This window comes from Aetokthonos hydrillicola CCALA 1050 (assembly GCF_017591665.1).
Lineage (GTDB): Bacteria > Cyanobacteriota > Cyanobacteriia > Cyanobacteriales > Nostocaceae > Aetokthonos > Aetokthonos hydrillicola.
On record NZ_JAAKGC010000004.1, the window covers coordinates 62515 to 80483 of the forward strand.

The following is a 17969-nucleotide window of genomic DNA, read 5'->3' on the forward strand; positions in this document are numbered from 1 at the left end:
TGTCAATAGAGGTAAGGGCTAGCTAAGTTGTATCTTTCGGCTCTTAATCAACAAAAAATGTATCGATTTGACTAGAATCGTTAAAGTTATGTAAAAAATTAAGAATTTTGGTGACTAGCAACTTGAGTCAATCTATGAAGGCGATATTTACGAGTCAGTATGATCTACTGATTCGGTTCTTCCGACTGGCGATCGCAAATGTCATTTCCAATATCATGACACCACTGGCAAATACGCTCAGTGTGATTTTCTTAGGTCATTTGTCAGAAATCCATCATTTAGCTGGGGTAGCCTTAGCTGGAAACGTCCTGAGCAACCTCTACATACTTTTAGGCTTTTTACGAATGGGCACAACAGGGGTAACAGCAATAGCTGTAGGACAAGATGACCGAGAGGCGGTAGTGTTGGTAGGACTGCGTAATGGCATGATTGCTCTGATACTGGGTGTCGTAATTATACTGTTGCAGTATCCTTTAGGAAAATTCGGATTTGCTCTGTTTAATACTTCCCCAGAGATCAAAGCCTCAGCTATTGCCTATTTCAACGCTCAGGTTTGGGGTTCACCCGCCATTTTACTCAACTTTGTTCTGATTGGTTGGTTTTTGGGACAGGAACAAAACGGCTTAGTTGTATTGCTATCCTTTGTTGGTAATGCGGTCAACATTGCACTCGACTACCTTTTTATTGTTGGGTGGGGTTGGGAAACTACGGGTGCTGGACTATCTGTGGCTATTAGTCAGTATCTCGCACTGTTAATAGGATTAATTTTTTTGTGCAAACACGTTCACTGGAAAGAGGTACAAAGCCTAGCTGGAGAGATTTGGGATGCGTCAGCGATAAAATCCGTTTTTACTCTAAATGGAAATATTTTTGTGAGCTATTTCGTGATTCTCATTGCCTTTGTAATATTTGATTACCAAGGTGCAGCAATGGGGAAGATTACATACGCCGAAAATACCTTACTTTTACAGGTGTACATATTGAGTAACTATTTTATTGAAGGGCTAGGATTCGGTACAGAAATCTTGACTGGAAATTTTAAAGGCAAAGGAGATAACCAGCAGTTAGTACCTTTAGTTGTAATTGCTGTGGTAACCAGTCTACTGGTGGGTATTGGTTTCGGCGGAGCGTCTGTGCTATTTCCTCAGACTGTTTTTGGGCTTTTTACTAATCACATAGAAGTGATCGAACACATTAATATTTATGTTCCCTGGTTACTACTTGTGCTAGTATGTGCCTCAATTACTTGGTCTTTGGAGGGATACTTTTTGGGTGTAGCACAAGGGCATACCCTCCGCAATGCCAGTTTAGCAGCCACTGTACTGGGTTTTGCACCTACGGCTTGTGTTGCATTTTTGTTGCACAGTAATCATATCTTGTGGTTGGCTTTGTCTTTGTTCACCGCTACCAGAATGGTAACACTTGGGCTAGAGTTCTTTGGAACTTTTATGATTGAAGCTGACTCTCCCCGTACTGAAGCAACAGATATGTACTAGATTTGACCATACTCTGTACGCTTCAGTAAAACAGCGATTTCTTAATGGGAAGTGCAATCATGCATATCCCATGATTGCACTTAATTGACACGCTGTTGTGTCAACACTTGATAAGCATAGTTAAAATCATCAGTAGTAATGCGTATCTCAGTGGTTTCTGTTAGCCCTTGGGCACGGAAACCACGAATTGCTTCTACAGCCGCCTGATTGCACAGTAAAGCTAAATCCGCTCCATTCCAACCTTCGGTCATTTCTGCCCAATATTGCAAATTCACATCAGAAAGCGGTCTTCCTTGGTTGTGAACTTGTAAAATTGCTAAGCGACTAGATAAATCTGGTAAATCAACTTTTAGTTGTAAATCTAGTCGTCCTGCCCGTAGTAAAGCTGTATCGAGAGCATCTGGACGATTTGTTGCGCCAATTACCAAAATTGTTGCCCCTGTTTGTAATCCATCTAACTCAGTAAGTAATTGACCTACCACGCGATCGCTCACCCCAGAATCACCACTGAAACGACCTCGCACTGGTGCTAATGTATCAATTTCATCGATAAAGACAACACACGGAGCTGCTTGTCTCGCTTTCGCAAATAATTCTCGCACTGCTTGTTCACTAGCACCTACCCAGCGACTAAGTAATTCTGGACCATTAACACAAATAAAATTAGCCCGTGCTTGTGAGGCAACAGCTTTAGCCAACAAGGTTTTTCCTGTTCCTGGTGGTCCCCATAACAAAATCCCTTTGGGAGCTAAAGCTTTGGTTTGCTCGTATAGTTCTGGGTAAAGTAGCGCGCCTTCTACAGATTCTCGTAGTGTCTGCTTAATCGACTCCAAGCCACCAATGTCATTCCAAGCAATATTAGGTGATTCCACTTCTACACTACGGAGCACAGCAGGTTTAACTTCTTTTATAGCTTGTAAAAAATCAGGCTGGCTGATAGTCATTGAATCTGGAATATGACCTTCAATCGATGGAACCTGACGCCGTAATGCCATGTAAGCAGCTTTCTGACAAACGGCTTTTAAATCAGCACCAACAAAGCCAACAGCTTGATCGGCAATAGTTTCCAGATTGACTGTCTCATCCAAGGGCATGGAACGAGTCAGAATTTGTAAAATTTCGTTACGTCCATTGACGTCTGGGACACGGAACTGGATCTCTCGGTCAAATCTCCCTGGACGACGCAAAGCAGGATCAAGGTGTTCAGGGCGATTGGTAGCTCCAAGAACCAGAACGCCTTTTGTTTGAGCGAAACCGTCCATCAAGCTGAGTAACTGAGCAACAAGACGTTTTTCTACTTCTCCTTCTACAGAATTGCGGTTAGGAGCAAGGCTGTCAATTTCATCAATAAAAATGATGCAGGGAGCATTTTTAGCAGCTTTTTCAAACAAAGCTCGTAGTCTTTGTTCTGCTTCACCATAGTATTTGCCAATAACTTCTGGACCAACTATGGCTATATAGTTAACGCCAAGTTCTTCAGATAAACACCGAGCAGTCAGAGTTTTACCTGTTCCAGGAGGACCAACTAACAATACACCACGTATTGCTTCTAGTCCTAGTTTGGTCAATAAATCTGGACGTTTTAGAGGAATAGCAACAAGTTCTTTCAGCTCTTTAAGAACATCTGCTATTCCGCCAACATCTTTAAGAGAATAGCTAGTCGTATCAGGTGGTGTGTCTGGAGTAGATGTTGTTGTGTCTGTACTACCTGGGTTAGAAGGTGGTTTTGTGCGAAATTGGGTGGTTCCAATGTCGCTACCCACATTGTTATTGTTTTTAAAATTAGTGTTACGGGGAATGCTGCTTAAAGGACGTGAATTAATTTGTACGTCAGTCTTAATTTCTCCTTTATCAATTTTTTCTTCCAAAGTTTTTACTAATTCTACTAATTGCTCAAAACCCTTAAATAATTCGCTCATAGAATTCCTCTGTTGATTCGCTTAAAAAAAAATTTGTGAGGCGCTTACTTCTACATCATTATATTAAAATAAAAGGCTAGCCGCACCTTTTATCCGTACTAGTGGTTCTACTGATCTTGGTAAATTAGGTAAACGAATTATTGTTTCTTCTGGGAATAAATGGCTATCAACTTCTACATCTTTGGCATAGCGATTCTGTACTATATAACGCTGGTAAACACCCATTTCTCGTATAGATTCTGTTAAACGTCTGTGTTCAGCTACAATAGCAGATTCACCTTGAATAACACCAATAAATTCCGTATGTTGAGAATTTTTCAACTTTTTTTGAGCCAGCATAACTTGTTGACGTAGCTGGCGTAATCTTCCCATTAAATCAACTTTTCCTAAAACACTTTGATATTTCATCCACAGTTTAAATATCCAGCTTAACCAATCTCCTAAAGCAGTTGGCATTTCCAAAAAGCGGAGCAGATGACCTGTAGGTGCTGTATCTAAAATAATCAAATCTTGCTGGTTACTATCTAATAAATTGATTACAGTGATTAGTGATAACATCTCATCAATGCCAGGTAAAGATTGAGCAACAAGTTGTCGCCAAGCTTCTGGGCTGTAGGCGATTTTGACTGTCTGGTTCTCTACACCTTCTCCACTGATCATTTCAGCTAATTCCCAAAGATAGTCTTCGCGGAATTTTGCTAAAACTTTATCAGCATCAATTTCTTGTCCGCTTAAATTAGGGGTTAAAGAAACAGGTTCATGTCCAAATCTTTCTCCAAAAGCATCTCCTAGAGAATGGGCAGGATCTATAGAAACCATGCGGATTTTTTTATCCGGATAGCGGTCAGATAAACCCCAACCTATAGCTGCTGCTACTGTTGTTTTGCCTACACCTCCTTTACCACCAACAATAATAAGTTTGCGTCCTTCGCTCACAAAATCGCTGAAACAAGGTGGTACTTTTTCAGGCCATTTAATAGGTGGTGGTGGTGCAAGGGTAACACTGTCAATTTTTACGATTTGAGTCATCAAACCATCTAACCTTGATTCACCTAACGGTGCAGCAGTTTGTTGTGGTACAATAAAAACTGGTTTATCTTTGGAAATATTTAAGAATTTCTCTAATAATTGTTGTTGTTCACTGTAGCGGTCTGGATCTACACTAGAATCTGTTAATATTCGATTAATTAACAAGCCACCGTGGGGAATTTCTAATGCTTCTAAACTTGTTAAAAATCGTTCTGTCTCTAATAAACTCATTGGTTCAGAAAGTGCAACGACTAAACAAGCTGTAAAATTTTTGTCTTGCAGTAAGCGTTTACTTTCTCCAAGTTTAAATTTTAATTCTACTAGAAAATTATCAACTTCATCTGGAGTGTAATGACCACTAAAAGTTTTGGAGATAACTCGATGTTTTTCTTGAAAAAGTTCTAAAGAATTTAATATAACTTCTAAAAAATCTTTCAATCCCAGTAAATTCAGCGTATGACCAGAAGGAGCCATATCTACCACTACTCGGTCTACTTCTTTTTCTGTCAGTAAACGTTGAATTTCTAGTAAACCCATTAATTCATCTAAACCCGGCCAACTTAAATCCCAAACAGAGGTTAAATCTTCTCCTTCAACTAGACTTCCTCTTTCAACAAGTAATTCTAAAAATTTACCGTATTTCGCTTTAAATTCCTGTAGTAGTTCTTGAGCATTTAATGCTCGGACACACAAGTTAGGTAAATCAGCTAATGGTAAAGCATGATCCTCGACTTTTTGTAGCAATATATCTCCTAACGAATGGGCTGGATCTGTAGACATTAATAAAATTTTTTCGTTAGGGAACTGCTTTGCCCAATTCCTCGCAAAGCAGCAAGAAAGCGTGGTTTTTCCAACTCCACCTTTCCCGCTAAACATGGCTAAATTAAGTGTATTGTAGTGGTTCATAAAAAAGTGAGTATACAGTGGTAGATAATTTCCTCGTTTAATTTCAGATAAGCATCCATAAAATGAAGAAACTTAAAGATAGTTAAATGAAGTGATAGGGGGGAAGAGCTTCTCCTAATTGCAGATCCCAAAGAGGATATGCTTGTTGCCAACTTGATAAATTTTCTAAAAGTAAAGATTCCTCTTGCGGACTAAGTAAAAAATAAATTCGTCCTTCTTCACCCTTAGACTCTGCTTGAGTGATAGTAGATGAGGAATACAACTGGTTAATATAATCAATAAGGTTATCCCTTTCATTCATTTGAGTATTCTGGAAATCTTGCTGCTCTTTATAACGTTGTTTCTTAGCTAAAAAATATTGTTTCCCTGCTGTTTCTATTACTGGAGCGGTTTCTTCCAATTTTCGAGGAATCAATTTTAAAAGATATTCACTTTTTCCCTCAAGACTATCTAGTTTTTCTTTATAAGCATCAGCATGAGACTTTAAATAGTTCAATATAGCTTCATAGCTATTAAAAGAGGTTCCAAGGCGTAATGGTAAAACTGAAACTTGGCAAAAAATTTCACAAATTACTCTGTTATGATCTAAAGCTATTTGTATTAGTTGTTGATCATTTTTAACTAAATTATCTAAGTATAATTCAGGTTCTACAACCGCTGATATTCCAGAATTATCAATTAATACGACTTGATTAAAAATACCTTTAGGTAAATTTAATTTTACCGTAGGTGTCTTTAAAAAAGCATAAGTGTAAAGATTTTCTAGAGGTAATTGTGCAATCATGTTCATCTAATTATTAAAAAGTATTTTTTATTATTTAAATAATAAGTTTTGGCACTTGCATATAGAAAAAACTAGTTATAATATTTTCAAACAATAAGGATATTCTCCTATGAAAAATTTTCGTAACCGTATGTCAAATAGAGTTAAAGTTCGCACGATGATTCGTAAACCATCTCAAGCTTTGAGTCAATTTGAACTTTATAAGCTGGTAGCAGAACAACAACGAATTCGTCAAGAGTTAGAGACTATGCAAAAGCGAGTTCATCAGTTACAACATTGTTTAAATATCGTCGATAACCAAATAGAAACAGCTGAAGATAATATTCGGAAAATGCGTCAAACAGATTCACAAACTCAAAAACAATCTCAAGAACCAACAATTATACAGAGTCATGATGTTGTTGAAGATTTAAATAGCTTCCAAACTATTTATTTGGATTACTAAGCTTTAAAAGTATCAGTCTGCTTCAAATTGATCTTGAAACCCGCTTCTGTTGCGGGTTTCCTCATTCGTACATGCAAGAGTGATAATTTTCAAACTAAAGCTAGGTTTTCATCTTCTATAGCTTCTTCTTGATATTCAGCTTCTATATATTCTTCTTCATCTGAAGAGTTTTCTTCCTCCAGTGCTTGGATTTTCAACAGTAATTCTTCTTCTTCAATTTCAAAATCTTCTTCAGAAATCTCTCCCATATCAAACCTCAATTGTAGGGATAACAACTGTTTATGTAGATTTTCTTGAGCATCAAACTCAGTGTCAACACGCTCTTGAATTTGTTCTCCAAGCCAGAAAAGCCCATCGATTGGTCCAGTAATGGGAAGTAATAAAGCTTTTAATAGCATAATTTCCTCTTATTATTAAATTTGTGCAAATGTATAAGGAGCAGTAAAATTGTTGTAGCGAATACGTAAGCGATCGCCAAATTTCTTATCAATTTCTTCAACTCTGGTACTAAACTCAGATTCCGCATCCCAAGGAATTAAGTACGCACCGTTATAAATCATTTCTTCCATCATGGGATCGCTTTCTACAATATCATCTGCTAAAGTATGTAATCCCTGATGAAAGGCTTGAATTATCTCTTGTTTACGAACTTGTAAATTACTTTCTATTAATTGTCCAATTTCAATTATCTCCTCCATGCTTAATGTTTTGCCTTCCATTGCATCTCGCTTACTCTTCAAATCTTGATTGAGTGCCATTAATGCTTGTAATTCTTCTTTTGTATCCCAAAGAATTTTGAGGCTGACTTCTCGCCGCCCCGCCAATTTCTTAAACAAATCGGTTAATTGTTCTTTATGAGGTAAAATCAGTTGAGTTATTACAGTATCCCAATCTTTGACTACCAGCCCAAAACGTAAAGGAAGAAGAGTGCGAAACCCTTCACTCATTGCTTCTTCCAATACCTTCTCATGACGGATGAGATTCCGGCGAGAAGCTAAATACTTTTCTTGCTGTGCAACAGAATATAAAAAAGTAAATCCCTCAACATTTTCAGTAAAAACAGGCTGTGAATCTAATCCTTTAAGTTCCAATTTATCTAGAAATGTATTTGGAAAAATTCCATATAGATAAAGACCACAATTCATAAGACACTAACTTCCTTGTTGATGAATAAATATTTTTTAATTCATAGTTTACTCAATTTAAATTGGTTTTGAAGTCAAAACCAATCTTAGTTTTGCATGAATTAAGTTAAGTTCAGCTATTCCTAAATCTATATCACCGTTGACAACGACTCCGGTGTTTAAAATTCGGTCTAGTAGTTCTAGCAAAGATGGATGATTCCCGTTTTCTCCAGGATAATAGCTTCCAGGGTGTGGTAAAAGAGTACCAAAATCACCTAAATTTATATTCAAATCTGAGGGTTCGATGTCAAATACTTCGCATAAGTGAAGAACTTCTTTCTCTAATTTTTGTAAACTTTCCCCAGCCCGCTCCAAATCTGATTCATTTAGCAACCCTTCGTCCATACGACGAATCACTTGAGCTTCCATCAACTGGCGTATTAGTTCCACAATAGTTAGTAATAATGGTGCTAAGCCTGTTGGTTGTTTGTCACGGGATGTAGCAAGCTGCAACTCGGTCGAATTTTCAATTGGGGTGCAATCTATTGCCATAATACCACTTAGTTATAAAGTGTTTTTCGACATAAAAAAATTGCTGTACTATTCAAGTAACAATTAGCTATTCTCGTCATTAACTGTGTGTAAGTTATCTTGAGTATTTACATTAGCTGGAAGCTCGCTACTAACAGCTACTGGATTGAGCGATCGCAACTGTGCTTCTAAACTTTCCAGTCGTTGCCGGAGTTGTTGATTCTCTTCATGTAAACGTTGAGCTTTGCTACTTAAGTACGGATCATTTTCCCACCAATCAATACCCATCTCTCGTGCTTTATCAACTGAAGAAATCAATAAGCGAATTCGGATATGTAAAAGTTCTGTGGAAGCAATAGAAACAGAAATATCGCCAGCGATGACAATTCCTTTATCTAATACTCGTTCGAGTATATCTGCCAGAGTCGATCCCTGAGTCGATGTACTAATAGTTTTATTAGTATTCGACTGTTGGCGTGTTGAGAGCATTGAACTAGAAGGCATGATTTATTTACTCAATAATTATTTTTTCTGTTGAATAAACCTTCTTGCTCTTAAGTATGAAAGTAAACAATAAAATTTACTTTCATACTATAAGAGCATTTTTTGTGAGATACATTTTTTGTTAAACCTCAAGAGAGGAAACATTTGCATCTCACTGCTGCATCTTGGCGATTTAAATAATGTTCACAACCTACCAAAGATTGCTATAGATTAATTATCTTCCAACATTTTCTTTTATAAAACAGAAATGCTTTAACCTAACAAGGTGGTGGGTTTATTTAATTCTTTGTCAAGATGAGTGAGAGCGGAGCTAACTAATGCAGTTTTTTTCAAGGTTTCTTTTTCTTCTGCTTTGTGTTGACCAACTACCTCCTTAAACATATTCATAGCGTCTGTATGAGATAAATTGGTTCGAGAAAATAAAACATCTGCACAAACATCGACAAAATCAAGATTTTCAGGATCTGCGACAATATGGTGTTCTGCACAGACTTTAGCAATCATTAAACAAGACCGGAGCCCGGAAGCTTTTTCTACGTTAATCTTCTGTCTAAATGCTTTCACCAACCGTACAACTAACTCAGCATTGTCTCGATCCATGCCTGTTTTTTGTAGCAAAATCTCTGTTTGAGTTAATTCGTCTGGTTCTGGTACATTAATAGTAATTAGTCTATCTATTAAAGCATCCTGAGTTGAGTGAACTCCGCAATATTCTTCTGGGTTAGAGGTAAAAATAGCTCGGAATTGAGGATTAACTTGTAAATACTCTGACTGATTGCTGATAGCAGGAAGCGTCAGAATTTTTTCTTCTAAGGCAGACAGTAAAACATTATTGACTTCTGGACGAGAGCGGTTAAACTCGTCGTAAACAAGTGTAAAGCCTTCTCGACAAGCTAAAGTTAATCTAGAATCAACCCAGTTTTGTTTGAGTTCATCTTCTATCTTGAGTACATTGTGGATGTAATTATCCAACACTTTCTTGTGAGTATAGCCAGACTGACTTCCAATTAAATCTGAAGATTTAAATTCATCATCTCCGAAGATTAACATAATTGGTCTTGCAAGACAGTCTGCTAGGTGCATAGCCAAGGTGGTTTTTCCAGTTCCCGCAGGACCACGTAAATGAACAGAGAAACCTGAGTGAAGATAGCGTAATGCTCGGGTTGCTATTTGCTTAACGGCGGGTGTAGTCACGAACTGTCCTGGACGCACACGCAGAACTGATCTTTTGCTATTGATTTCGGCAACAGTCATAGTTGAAATGATAGATATGAGGATGAATTCTTCAGAGAGATGCGTTATTCGCATCTTTGTGCTATACTTTACTTAAGCTGCTAGATAGAGAGTTTCACCAAAAATTCTTTGGAGCGCGTAATGGCAGTCAATCTATTGCTGCTGTCTGTATGGGGTTAAGAAATTTTTCTTAACCAAAAACGGAAGGCTTGTCTCCAGGAGGTGAACTAGATTGCTGTTAGACTAGATCTTTGCAAAATAAAGTCGCAGCAATTGCTGTCACAGTTTAAACCTAAAACTCATTGTTGAATTTAACTTTGACCCCCTGTATTTAAGGGGGTTTTCTTTTTTAGTTGAAGTCTTGAATAGACAGACTGCTTTGTTCAGTAGACTGACTAGTATTTCATACCAAAAACGCTAGTAAATAAATCCATGCGGAATTGGCGTAATCTTTGTCCCTGTTCTTTGGCTTGTTCAGCCCGCTCTTGACTGGTAGTTTTTAAAAACTCATGAGTTCCTTGAAACAATTCTTTGTAGAACTGTTGTAGATCCTCAGCCTGTTTCTTAGCTTGCTCTGTTCTTTGTGATCTAGCATTCTCTAAGAAATCATGTGTCTCATCATGGAGTTGTTGAGCGAATTCATGCAACTCTTCTGCTTGCTTTCTACCTTGTTCTTCTCTTTGTTTTCTTCTATCATTTAGAAACCCATTAACATCTTGGGTTCGTTGATGATGTTCTGCCCGGATTTTTTCTAGTAATCCTGTCATATTTCCTCAATACTCGTTCTAATTTTAAAAGCGTCAAACAACCACGAATACTGATTATTTCTGTTCAGTAAAAATGGCTCAGCAAAACTTTTGCTTTTCTATTTCTGGATTCGTATATTAATTTTTTTTACGAATTCTTCAGAGCAAGAAAAGCAAAAGCTTTTTTTCAGACTACTTGAGATTTGAGAGCTTTTTGAACTCTTAAGCAGGCATCGCAGCTGATTGAGTTAGACCAACAGCTTCTGCATATTTGAGGTAGGTTTCAACAGAAGCAATAACGATACGAGCTTCGATAGCTAGTAATTCAATACCAACTAATGAAACACGAACCCACGCGTCTACAACAATACCTTTGTCAAGAATACGGTCGATAACTTCAGCTAAACTAGAGGAAGAATTTGTCTTTTCAACTGCCATGGTTTTTTCCTTTAACTCATTGTTGTTTTTTGAGCTTTAGGTTGGCGATTGCCTTAACCTTTTGCCCACCTAAATTCTATATACTATTTTCAAGAATGTAAAGGGTTTACAAAAAAAACTTTTCTTTTTTTTTATAACCATAGACAAAATAAATCCCTTGGTCTGACTGCATCTCAATCAAAATAATGTTTAATTAGCTAAGGTTTTATATCTTTTTTTTAGCCTCTAAGATATCAATGGGAAAGAAATTCAGAGAATTTACTGATAAAAAAACAAAAGCGACATTTCATAAGATTTTAAGTAATTTCCTACTTGTGAGGAAATTACTTAAAACCAATATAGAAGTAATAGTGTTTTTTTCGAAGCACTCTACTTACTGCACTGTAATTATTTTAGCGTCCAAATTCTAATGTCATAAGAAGATAGTCATTATTTATTTTTATAGATAATGACTATCTCTAACAACCGTTTCAATGGTTAGTTAATGAAAATTAAATTCACACCTAATTATTACTTCTTGAAATAATAATTAGAAACTATAGATAAAGCTTATACCACTTTACCAATTCAGTGTTGGAATTTTGATATAAAGTTTAAAGCACCGACTTTTAACAAGTAAAAGCAGAGTTAGAGGCTATTTATAAAGTAAATCTTAGGCATCGTTAGTACCAAAAACCATTAATTTGCGTAGGTTGGGGAGCCAGTTCTGCAGCCGGGTTTACCGGCGTAGGAATCTGGCGTTTGAGGAACGAAACCCAACATTTTTAGGATTTTGTTCGGTAACACGAGCGTTCAACCCAACCTACAAAGTCTTAATGTTTACTTTATAGAGTATCTCTTACAACCTACTATTTCTATATAGAAATTATAAGATTATTCATTTTTTTATGAGTCCATTTTTTTTAATATTTGATAAGAGAGAGTAAAATATCTATAACTCGCGCGCGAAAAATATACCTCTTAAAGAGGTGCTAGGACTGATTTTCTCTAGTTCCTAGAGCTTGCTAAAACCAAAAACTTTACAATTGCTTAGCATAGCCAGTTTTTCAGACACTGACAATTAAGAAAAAGATTAAGATGACAACAAGAGTATGTGCCGTCAAATATTAGATGTATAATCAACCCAATTTTAAGGTTGATGCTGACATAACGATCGATTAGCTCTTTAATGCTCTAGGGTTCTGATATTGTTTTACCTATCTAAACCTAGTACAGGTAGGTCTGAACAGCTGCAATCGTAAATTGAGACTTCCTAAACTGGAAGTTCCTAAATTGGAAGTGCTTAAACTGGATACCCTTGAGGCGAGGACCAATCGACTATTTTTAGCAACGAGTTTGAAATAAACGCCCCAAATCTGACCATTTTTTGAATTCAAAATTCAAAGTGCAAAATTCGCTCATTGAAGAAATAATTTTGAATTAATAAATTAAGGATACAAGCCCCTTAATTTATTAATGGAGAAGAAAAAACGAAGTAACATTATTCAAGCCCCTGGCTTTAGACATGGGGTTAACATTTTGAATTTTGAATTTTTAATTGTTTTGACATTGATAAAACGGGCAAAGTCTTACTGTCTATGAGATAGAGAGAAAATTTTGTGAACCAGACTAGCAGCACTCTTAATGAAGCTGCTGAATTAATTATACCTTGTCAACTCAATTTCGTTTCTACTTGAAAGGCTACTAACCTTAACCTTGTTGAACTCGCTTTTCAAATTCTTCACGAGTTTTTTCAGTGACTTCCAGCGCAGACGCGTAAATATTATTATGCTCCTGCTTTAACCAAGCTAGTAAGCGAGAAAGCTGAGCATTTCTTAAATCTAAGTCTGTTTGAAAAATAATTGAAGTTGCGATCGCTTGAGCGTACTGAGTCGGATGACCTTGCGCTTCAAAACTAGCTGTCAGCGCAGCTAAGGCTGTTTGCCGGACAGGATCCGGTGTAACTTCTGTAGACATGACTTTTTATAGCGGAATTTTCTAGACCTACTATTTCATCTCATTAGTGATTTTGTATCAGTATTATTACTGATTTTTTTAAATAAAGGTATATTTTTTTATAAGATTTTAATATTGAGCAGGCAGCTAAACCCTGATTTTGCCCACTCAGGCTTTGCTATCTTAGCTAATCAAAGTTTTACAAACTGTCAAAGAAAAGCAATCAAGACTACTATCCTCATTGTTACAACCACAGGTTGATTTACAGTTTTCGCGTTTCATCGCTATACGTCTCTAGCCTCTGAGCTTTGTGCGAACACCACAACATATACTTCCGAAAATGTCATATCTTTCTGATAATGTCATTTTTTCACGAAAATGACATATATTTTTGATAATGTCATTTGCTTTCCATAATGCACCAAATAGAATTTTATGTCACTAGGTATAGGTAAATATCTATCTTTAGATAGATAGATATGATTTTGTATTCACCATCACATTTGTTTTTAACAAAAATATATAGGTATATAGTTTTAGAAGGTAGGACTTACGCACTATACAAATCGAACATCATGTGGATTAACGGATAATGGTTGTTTCAGACTTCTAGGGGCGCTCATGCTTGCGCCCCTACAATGGACGGGAACACCCTTATTTTTGGAAAAATCTCTCGTTGAGACGCGATTAATTCCTACCTCATATCTGATGATTTCTGTCAATGCGTAAGTCCTATAGCGATTCTCGATTGAGTGCAATACATTTGTAGGGGCGAACGCCGTACTCTGCGAGAAGCCGGAGGCTACGCCCCCACATTTGGGTGTAGTTAACACAAATGAGAACCGCTATAGCTACTGTGAGTAGTGCCAAGTTTTATGTTCTTTAGCCAGTGAGTCTTGGCTAAGATGAGATAAACTCTGAGCGAATTGCAAAGATAATTCCGGAACCCAGTTACGTCTCTACTTCTAGCGCCTGGTAAACTTGCTTGTACCCTGTAGCGATCGCTTGTACTGATTGTAAGTCAAGAGAATCTTCGAGCGTACTAGGTAGATAGCATTACCAAAACTAGGGTGTTGGGTGTTGGGTGTAGTGGGGAAAGTATCTATCCTTTAATTTAAGGGAACACCCTAATCTACACCCAATCAGTTTAAAGCCCCTGAATTGATTTGTGGAAATACCCTACACCCCACACCCTGATTAATAAAAATAGCCTGGTTCTATAGTTGTCTGGCGAGTCGATGAATCATATTTCAAAAGATATTCACGGGTGATCGCATCCTTTTCCCGCAATGTTTTTACTTCTTTGTCTCCAATTTCAGTATCGGTAGAAAGCAAAATCACTTGATGACTCGCACAGGGAAAGTAACGTTCAACCAAATTACCCCGATGCGAAGAATCTAAACGACCTAGCGGTGTATCAATTGCTACTGGTAAGCGCCGACCAGAAACTCGTGCTAATCCCCAAAGGAAGGCGATCGCTAAAAGTTGTTTTTCTCCAGCCGAAAGACGATGTTTCGGAACCAGTTTACCTTTGACGTCGTACAACGATAGGCTGAAGGTATTGGTGTCAATAGCAATACGATGGATTAAGTCAGATTTATGTAGCAGATAGCGGAAGCACTCTGTAACTTCTATTTCTAGTTTGTTTAGTTTTCTCAGAGTTAAGCGCTCGCGAAAAAGCTTGAGCGTTTCTTGAACTTTTGCAGATGCGGTGATAATATGTTCGTTATTCTTAATGTCAAGATTTTGCTTGGTATATTGTTGTAAATCTTTTTTACATTTTTCAATAGCCGCCTCTAATTCGACTAAGCGCCGAGTTGCTGTCTCGTAATTAGCTTTAGCTTCACTAACTTCGTTTTGTGCTTCTGCGACTGCATCTACCAACTTTTGATAATCTTCAGGAGACGCGGCAGCTTGTAACTGCCTTTCTAAATTAATAATTTCGTCTTCTTTGATTTTGAGAATATCTAACTGCTGTTGAGCAGCTATTTTTACGTTTTCCAGCAAGTAGTTATTAAGATTCTTCAGTTGATTCAAACTTTCTGGCTCAGCTAATAACCATGATTCTTGATTTTTTTCTGATTCAAAAGCTTGATTTTCTTCGTCAATCAATGATTTAATTTTGTCTAATTGCTCTTCTGATATACCCAAGTAAGCAATTTTATCGATTAAGCGTTTATCTCGCTCTACTAATAGAGCTTGTGCTATTTGTGCTTGCTGACGGCGAATTTCTTCTTCTCCTGTGTTTTGCGCTTGAATAACCAAAGGTTGAATCAACGCCATAGGTAAAATACCTGCGGCTAATTCACGCATACTAGAGCGCGCATTCTCGACTTCTGTATTTGTTTGTGCTTGCTGTTTTTCTAACTGACTGCGATCGCCTGCGATTTTACCACCTTCAGAAATGAACTTGTCAAAGGTTTCTTGTTGTTTTTTCTCTGCTTCTTGTAACTTGTCTTGTAAAATATTGATTAATTGCGTCTCTTTATTGTGATCTTCTTGCTGCTGTTTTAATTTTTGCTCAATTTCTTCCAAGTTTGCTAAATCCTGTAGATCTGCTAGCTCCTTGCGCTTGCGATTGGCTACAATTTCTATATCAACAGCTAACCGTTCTGCCAATTCTAACCCTAAAAGTCCGCGAATAGCATCAACCACAATTGGCGGAGGTATTTCCTGTTCTGCAAGTTCCTTAACCTGTTCCCCATCAAAGAGAAACAAGTTAGAAATTCCTAGAGGTAGCAAATTTTCAATATACTCATCCCAGATATTGACTAAAGCTGTATCAAGCCATTCATCATCTTCTCGGATATCTAAAATTCCTAAGTGATCCTTTCCATCTTTAGGGTTCTTTTCCCAAGTCCGCACAATCCGATATCTTATTGGCTTATCGTTTTCTATATGTTCAAAAGCTAATTCAATGCGGGTTTTCTCAACTGGTGAAGCGTGACTGTTAACGCATTGTGTAAGAAAATCGCTATAACTAAGGTTCCCACGAGTTGAACATTGAGCACGATGTCCGTAAAGTGCAAGGCGAATAGCATCCATTAGAGTAGTTTTTCCGCCTCCATTCATACCACCTAATAAAATGATAGGGTGAGGGTGTTCGCTACCTTTTGGATCAAGCTCAATAACTTGACGACCACAATAAGGACCAAAGTTTTGCAATACGAGTTCAAGAAATATCACAGTACTATTCTATAAATAAAAATTCGGCGATGTAAAGATGCAGTCAAACAATTCATGCTGACTCCTGACTCCTGACTCCTGAATTCTTTAATCTATTTTTTGAATTTAATATTTCCCCAAGTAGACTGGTTCGGAACCGGCTCAGTGGTAATAACATCTGCCAACGTTAACTGCTTGACTTTTTCTACATCACCTTGATCAACTGCTGTTTTCAAATCCCTTCTCAAATGAGCATTTTTAATCGCTTCATCTGCTGAACGAGAACTGGTATCAAAACATTTTTGTAGTGCGTCGTATATTCCCACACGCCGAGACTTTTTACGATACTGCCGTTCTGTATCTAAGAGCTTTGCCATGAGTTCCAAATGCATTGCATCACCCTCACAAATTTCTTCCAACACAGCCCATTCATCGCCACCTAATAAACTATAGCCAGCACCAGGACGTGGATCTACAAAAGGTTCACCTGTTACCTCTTCATAAATACGGGGTAAACTATCATCAAACTCGTGCTTTTCTTCTAACCAAATACGCCGAATTTCGCTCATTTCTTCTAAGGTAATTAGGTTTATGTCGCGCATATTTTGTGGTGCTGTACGCTGGATTTGTGTTTGCGCTTCTAATACTCGTCTTAGCCAATACTCCCGCCAATATTTGGTATAGGGACCATGTATTGGTTCAACTGAAGTTTCTCCATCCACATTGCGTTCAAAAAGTTGGACTTCACCCCATATGCGTCGGAAGTCTCTCTTGTCGCGATCATCTTTAACATCTAATTCATTACGAATATCTAATAGAGGTTGCATCCATTCTTTCTCTTCATCATTTTGGATCATCGCCTCCATTGATTTATCTTTACTTACCATTGTACAAACCCAACAACCAAAGCGGGAATCACCACAACTGGGGGTAGAAGTATCGACTACAAGGGGACATTCGTTATCTGCTGTTGCACCTCGGTACATAGTAAATAATTCTTTATTGCTTTGTCCCCAAGGATTTTCGTATTGATTTAAGTAGATCCAAACATCATTGTTACTCCAGTCTTCGATAGGAGTGTAAATTAGGGAGTTGGGAAGACTGCCATTTGGACTGAGGCGATCGCGCACCCTACCGATTTGATGTTTCTGCATGGTAGCAGCACGTTTAGCACTTTCAGCTTTACGAGTACCTAAAACTAAAATTGTTTCGCCATTAGCCCTCACCATTTCACGGATGAAATAATTAGCAGGATTAATTTTCAAACGTTGAGTACACCAGCGAAACTGGAGACGGGGTGCTGGGTAACCTTTACCAATTAGATTTACCCAAAATGCGTCTTGAACCACTGGTTGAAGTAAATGAGGTTCAATAGGTATTCCATGTTCCTTAGCAGCCGTCTTGAGATCCTGCATTGATTTACGAACCCAAGCAGATACTACAGGGTTTTCTACTAGTGTGTCGGTTGTAATTACATGGATTGTTTTAGTTCGTTTTTCTGGAGCAAGAGCGGCGATCGCATTCCATACAAGCTGCAATACAGTACTAGAATCCTTCCCCCAGGAAACTCCGATAATCCAGGGGATCGCATCTGAGCAGTATAGCTCTTGGATTTCAGTAGTGAGAGATTCAATATCGTCTAACAACTCCCCCACAGTACGGGCTTGCTTAGTTTTATTTTCTGGCTGATATGCTGTAGCCATTTTTACTTTCC

15 protein-coding genes and 1 pseudogene are annotated in these 17969 nt (G+C 37.7%); 2 read left to right on the plus strand and 14 right to left on the minus strand.

From position 1 onward, the window contains the following. Positions 1-110 precede the first annotated feature (110 nt). Entirely contained in the window at positions 111-1496 is a 1386-nt protein-coding gene (gene gntT, locus G4P69_RS03200; protein ID WP_310834054.1) for a guanitoxin biosynthesis MATE family efflux transporter GntT, read from the plus strand. Positions 1497-1576: 80 nt separating this feature from the next. Here gntT and G4P69_RS03205 read toward each other — a convergent pair whose 3' ends face one another. From G4P69_RS03205 to G4P69_RS03215, 3 genes are all read right to left on the minus strand, one after another. After that, a complete protein-coding gene (locus tag G4P69_RS03205; protein WP_208343874.1) occupies positions 1577-3415 on the minus strand; it encodes an AAA family ATPase in 1839 nt (612 codons plus the stop codon). A gap of 63 nt (positions 3416-3478) precedes the next feature. After that, positions 3479-5320 (minus strand): ArsA family ATPase, encoded by a 1842-nt coding sequence (locus G4P69_RS03210; protein ID WP_208343886.1) that lies wholly within the window; start codon positions 5318-5320, stop codon positions 3479-3481. 112 nt (positions 5321-5432) lie between these two features. Further along, a complete protein-coding gene (locus tag G4P69_RS03215) occupies positions 5433-6134 on the minus strand; it encodes a GvpL/GvpF family gas vesicle protein (RefSeq protein ID WP_208343875.1) in 702 nt (233 codons plus the stop codon). 109 nt (positions 6135-6243) lie between these two features. On the opposite strand from G4P69_RS03215, the gene G4P69_RS03220 reads away from it, so the two are divergent. Beyond that, a complete protein-coding gene (locus tag G4P69_RS03220) occupies positions 6244-6579 on the plus strand; it encodes a gas vesicle protein (protein ID WP_208343876.1) in 336 nt (111 codons plus the stop codon). Positions 6580-6668: 89 nt separating this feature from the next. Here G4P69_RS03220 and G4P69_RS03225 read toward each other — a convergent pair whose 3' ends face one another. The 11 genes and pseudogenes from G4P69_RS03225 to dndC form a co-directional block, all read right to left on the minus strand. Beyond that, a complete protein-coding gene (locus tag G4P69_RS03225; RefSeq protein ID WP_208343877.1) occupies positions 6669-6977 on the minus strand; it encodes a gas vesicle protein GvpG in 309 nt (102 codons plus the stop codon). A 15-nt stretch (positions 6978-6992) separates the two neighbouring features. Beyond that, the gene (gvpF, locus tag G4P69_RS03230; protein ID WP_208343878.1) at positions 6993-7724 is read right to left on the minus strand and encodes a gas vesicle protein GvpF; all 732 of its coding nucleotides are present in this window, start codon (positions 7722-7724) and stop codon (positions 6993-6995) included. Positions 7725-7781: 57 nt separating this feature from the next. Beyond that, positions 7782-8249, minus strand: coding sequence for a gas vesicle protein K (locus G4P69_RS03235; RefSeq protein ID WP_390691841.1), 468 nt, complete (start codon positions 8247-8249; stop codon positions 7782-7784). Between the two features lie 69 nt (positions 8250-8318). Next, the gene (locus G4P69_RS03240; protein WP_208343880.1) at positions 8319-8738 is read right to left on the minus strand and encodes a gas vesicle protein; all 420 of its coding nucleotides are present in this window, start codon (positions 8736-8738) and stop codon (positions 8319-8321) included. 252 nt (positions 8739-8990) lie between these two features. Further along, positions 8991-9992, minus strand: coding sequence for a gas vesicle protein GvpN (gene gvpN, locus G4P69_RS03245; RefSeq protein ID WP_208343881.1), 1002 nt, complete (start codon positions 9990-9992; stop codon positions 8991-8993). A gap of 374 nt (positions 9993-10366) precedes the next feature. Continuing rightward, positions 10367-10738, minus strand: a complete 372-nt coding sequence (gvpC, locus tag G4P69_RS03250) for a gas vesicle protein GvpC (protein WP_208343882.1) — start codon at positions 10736-10738, stop codon at positions 10367-10369. Positions 10739-10939: 201 nt separating this feature from the next. Continuing rightward, a complete protein-coding gene (gvpA, locus tag G4P69_RS03255) occupies positions 10940-11155 on the minus strand; it encodes a gas vesicle structural protein GvpA (protein WP_010996411.1) in 216 nt (71 codons plus the stop codon). Positions 11156-12844: 1689 nt separating this feature from the next. After that, positions 12845-13111 (minus strand): hypothetical protein, encoded by a 267-nt coding sequence (locus tag G4P69_RS03260; RefSeq protein ID WP_208343883.1) that lies wholly within the window; start codon positions 13109-13111, stop codon positions 12845-12847. 857 nt (positions 13112-13968) lie between these two features. Then, positions 13969-14140, minus strand: a pseudogene (locus G4P69_RS38970) (WD40 repeat domain-containing protein); the annotation flags it as partial. A 147-nt stretch (positions 14141-14287) separates the two neighbouring features. Next, positions 14288-16276, minus strand: coding sequence for a DNA sulfur modification protein DndD (dndD, locus tag G4P69_RS03265; RefSeq protein ID WP_208343884.1), 1989 nt, complete (start codon positions 16274-16276; stop codon positions 14288-14290). A 92-nt stretch (positions 16277-16368) separates the two neighbouring features. Continuing rightward, positions 16369-17958, minus strand: a complete 1590-nt coding sequence (gene dndC, locus G4P69_RS03270; RefSeq protein ID WP_208348402.1) for a DNA phosphorothioation system sulfurtransferase DndC — start codon at positions 17956-17958, stop codon at positions 16369-16371. Positions 17959-17969: the final 11 nt, after the last annotated feature.

What these genes read in the sequence shown, in the direction of transcription:
- G4P69_RS03225 (WP_208343877.1), bottom strand. Translation starts at nt 6,977, where the DNA reads ATGCTATTAAAAGCTTTATTACTTCCCATTACTGGACCAATCGATGGG.
- G4P69_RS03260 (WP_208343883.1), bottom strand. Translation starts at nt 13,111, where the DNA reads ATGTCTACAGAAGTTACACCGGATCCTGTCCGGCAAACAGCCTTAGCT.
- G4P69_RS03205 (WP_208343874.1), bottom strand. Translation starts at nt 3,415, where the DNA reads ATGAGCGAATTATTTAAGGGTTTTGAGCAATTAGTAGAATTAGTAAAA.
- G4P69_RS03220 (WP_208343876.1), top strand. Translation starts at nt 6,244, where the DNA reads ATGAAAAATTTTCGTAACCGTATGTCAAATAGAGTTAAAGTTCGCACG.
- gvpN (WP_208343881.1), bottom strand. Translation starts at nt 9,992, where the DNA reads ATGACTGTTGCCGAAATCAATAGCAAAAGATCAGTTCTGCGTGTGCGT.
- dndC (WP_208348402.1), bottom strand. Translation starts at nt 17,958, where the DNA reads ATGGCTACAGCATATCAGCCAGAAAATAAAACTAAGCAAGCCCGTACT.
- G4P69_RS03240 (WP_208343880.1), bottom strand. Translation starts at nt 8,738, where the DNA reads ATGCCTTCTAGTTCAATGCTCTCAACACGCCAACAGTCGAATACTAAT.
- gvpC (WP_208343882.1), bottom strand. Translation starts at nt 10,738, where the DNA reads ATGACAGGATTACTAGAAAAAATCCGGGCAGAACATCATCAACGAACC.
- G4P69_RS03210 (WP_208343886.1), bottom strand. Translation starts at nt 5,320, where the DNA reads ATGTTTAGCGGGAAAGGTGGAGTTGGAAAAACCACGCTTTCTTGCTGC.
- gvpA (WP_010996411.1), bottom strand. Translation starts at nt 11,155, where the DNA reads ATGGCAGTTGAAAAGACAAATTCTTCCTCTAGTTTAGCTGAAGTTATC.
- G4P69_RS03215 (WP_208343875.1), bottom strand. Translation starts at nt 6,134, where the DNA reads ATGATTGCACAATTACCTCTAGAAAATCTTTACACTTATGCTTTTTTA.
- gvpF (WP_208343878.1), bottom strand. Translation starts at nt 7,724, where the DNA reads ATGAATTGTGGTCTTTATCTATATGGAATTTTTCCAAATACATTTCTA.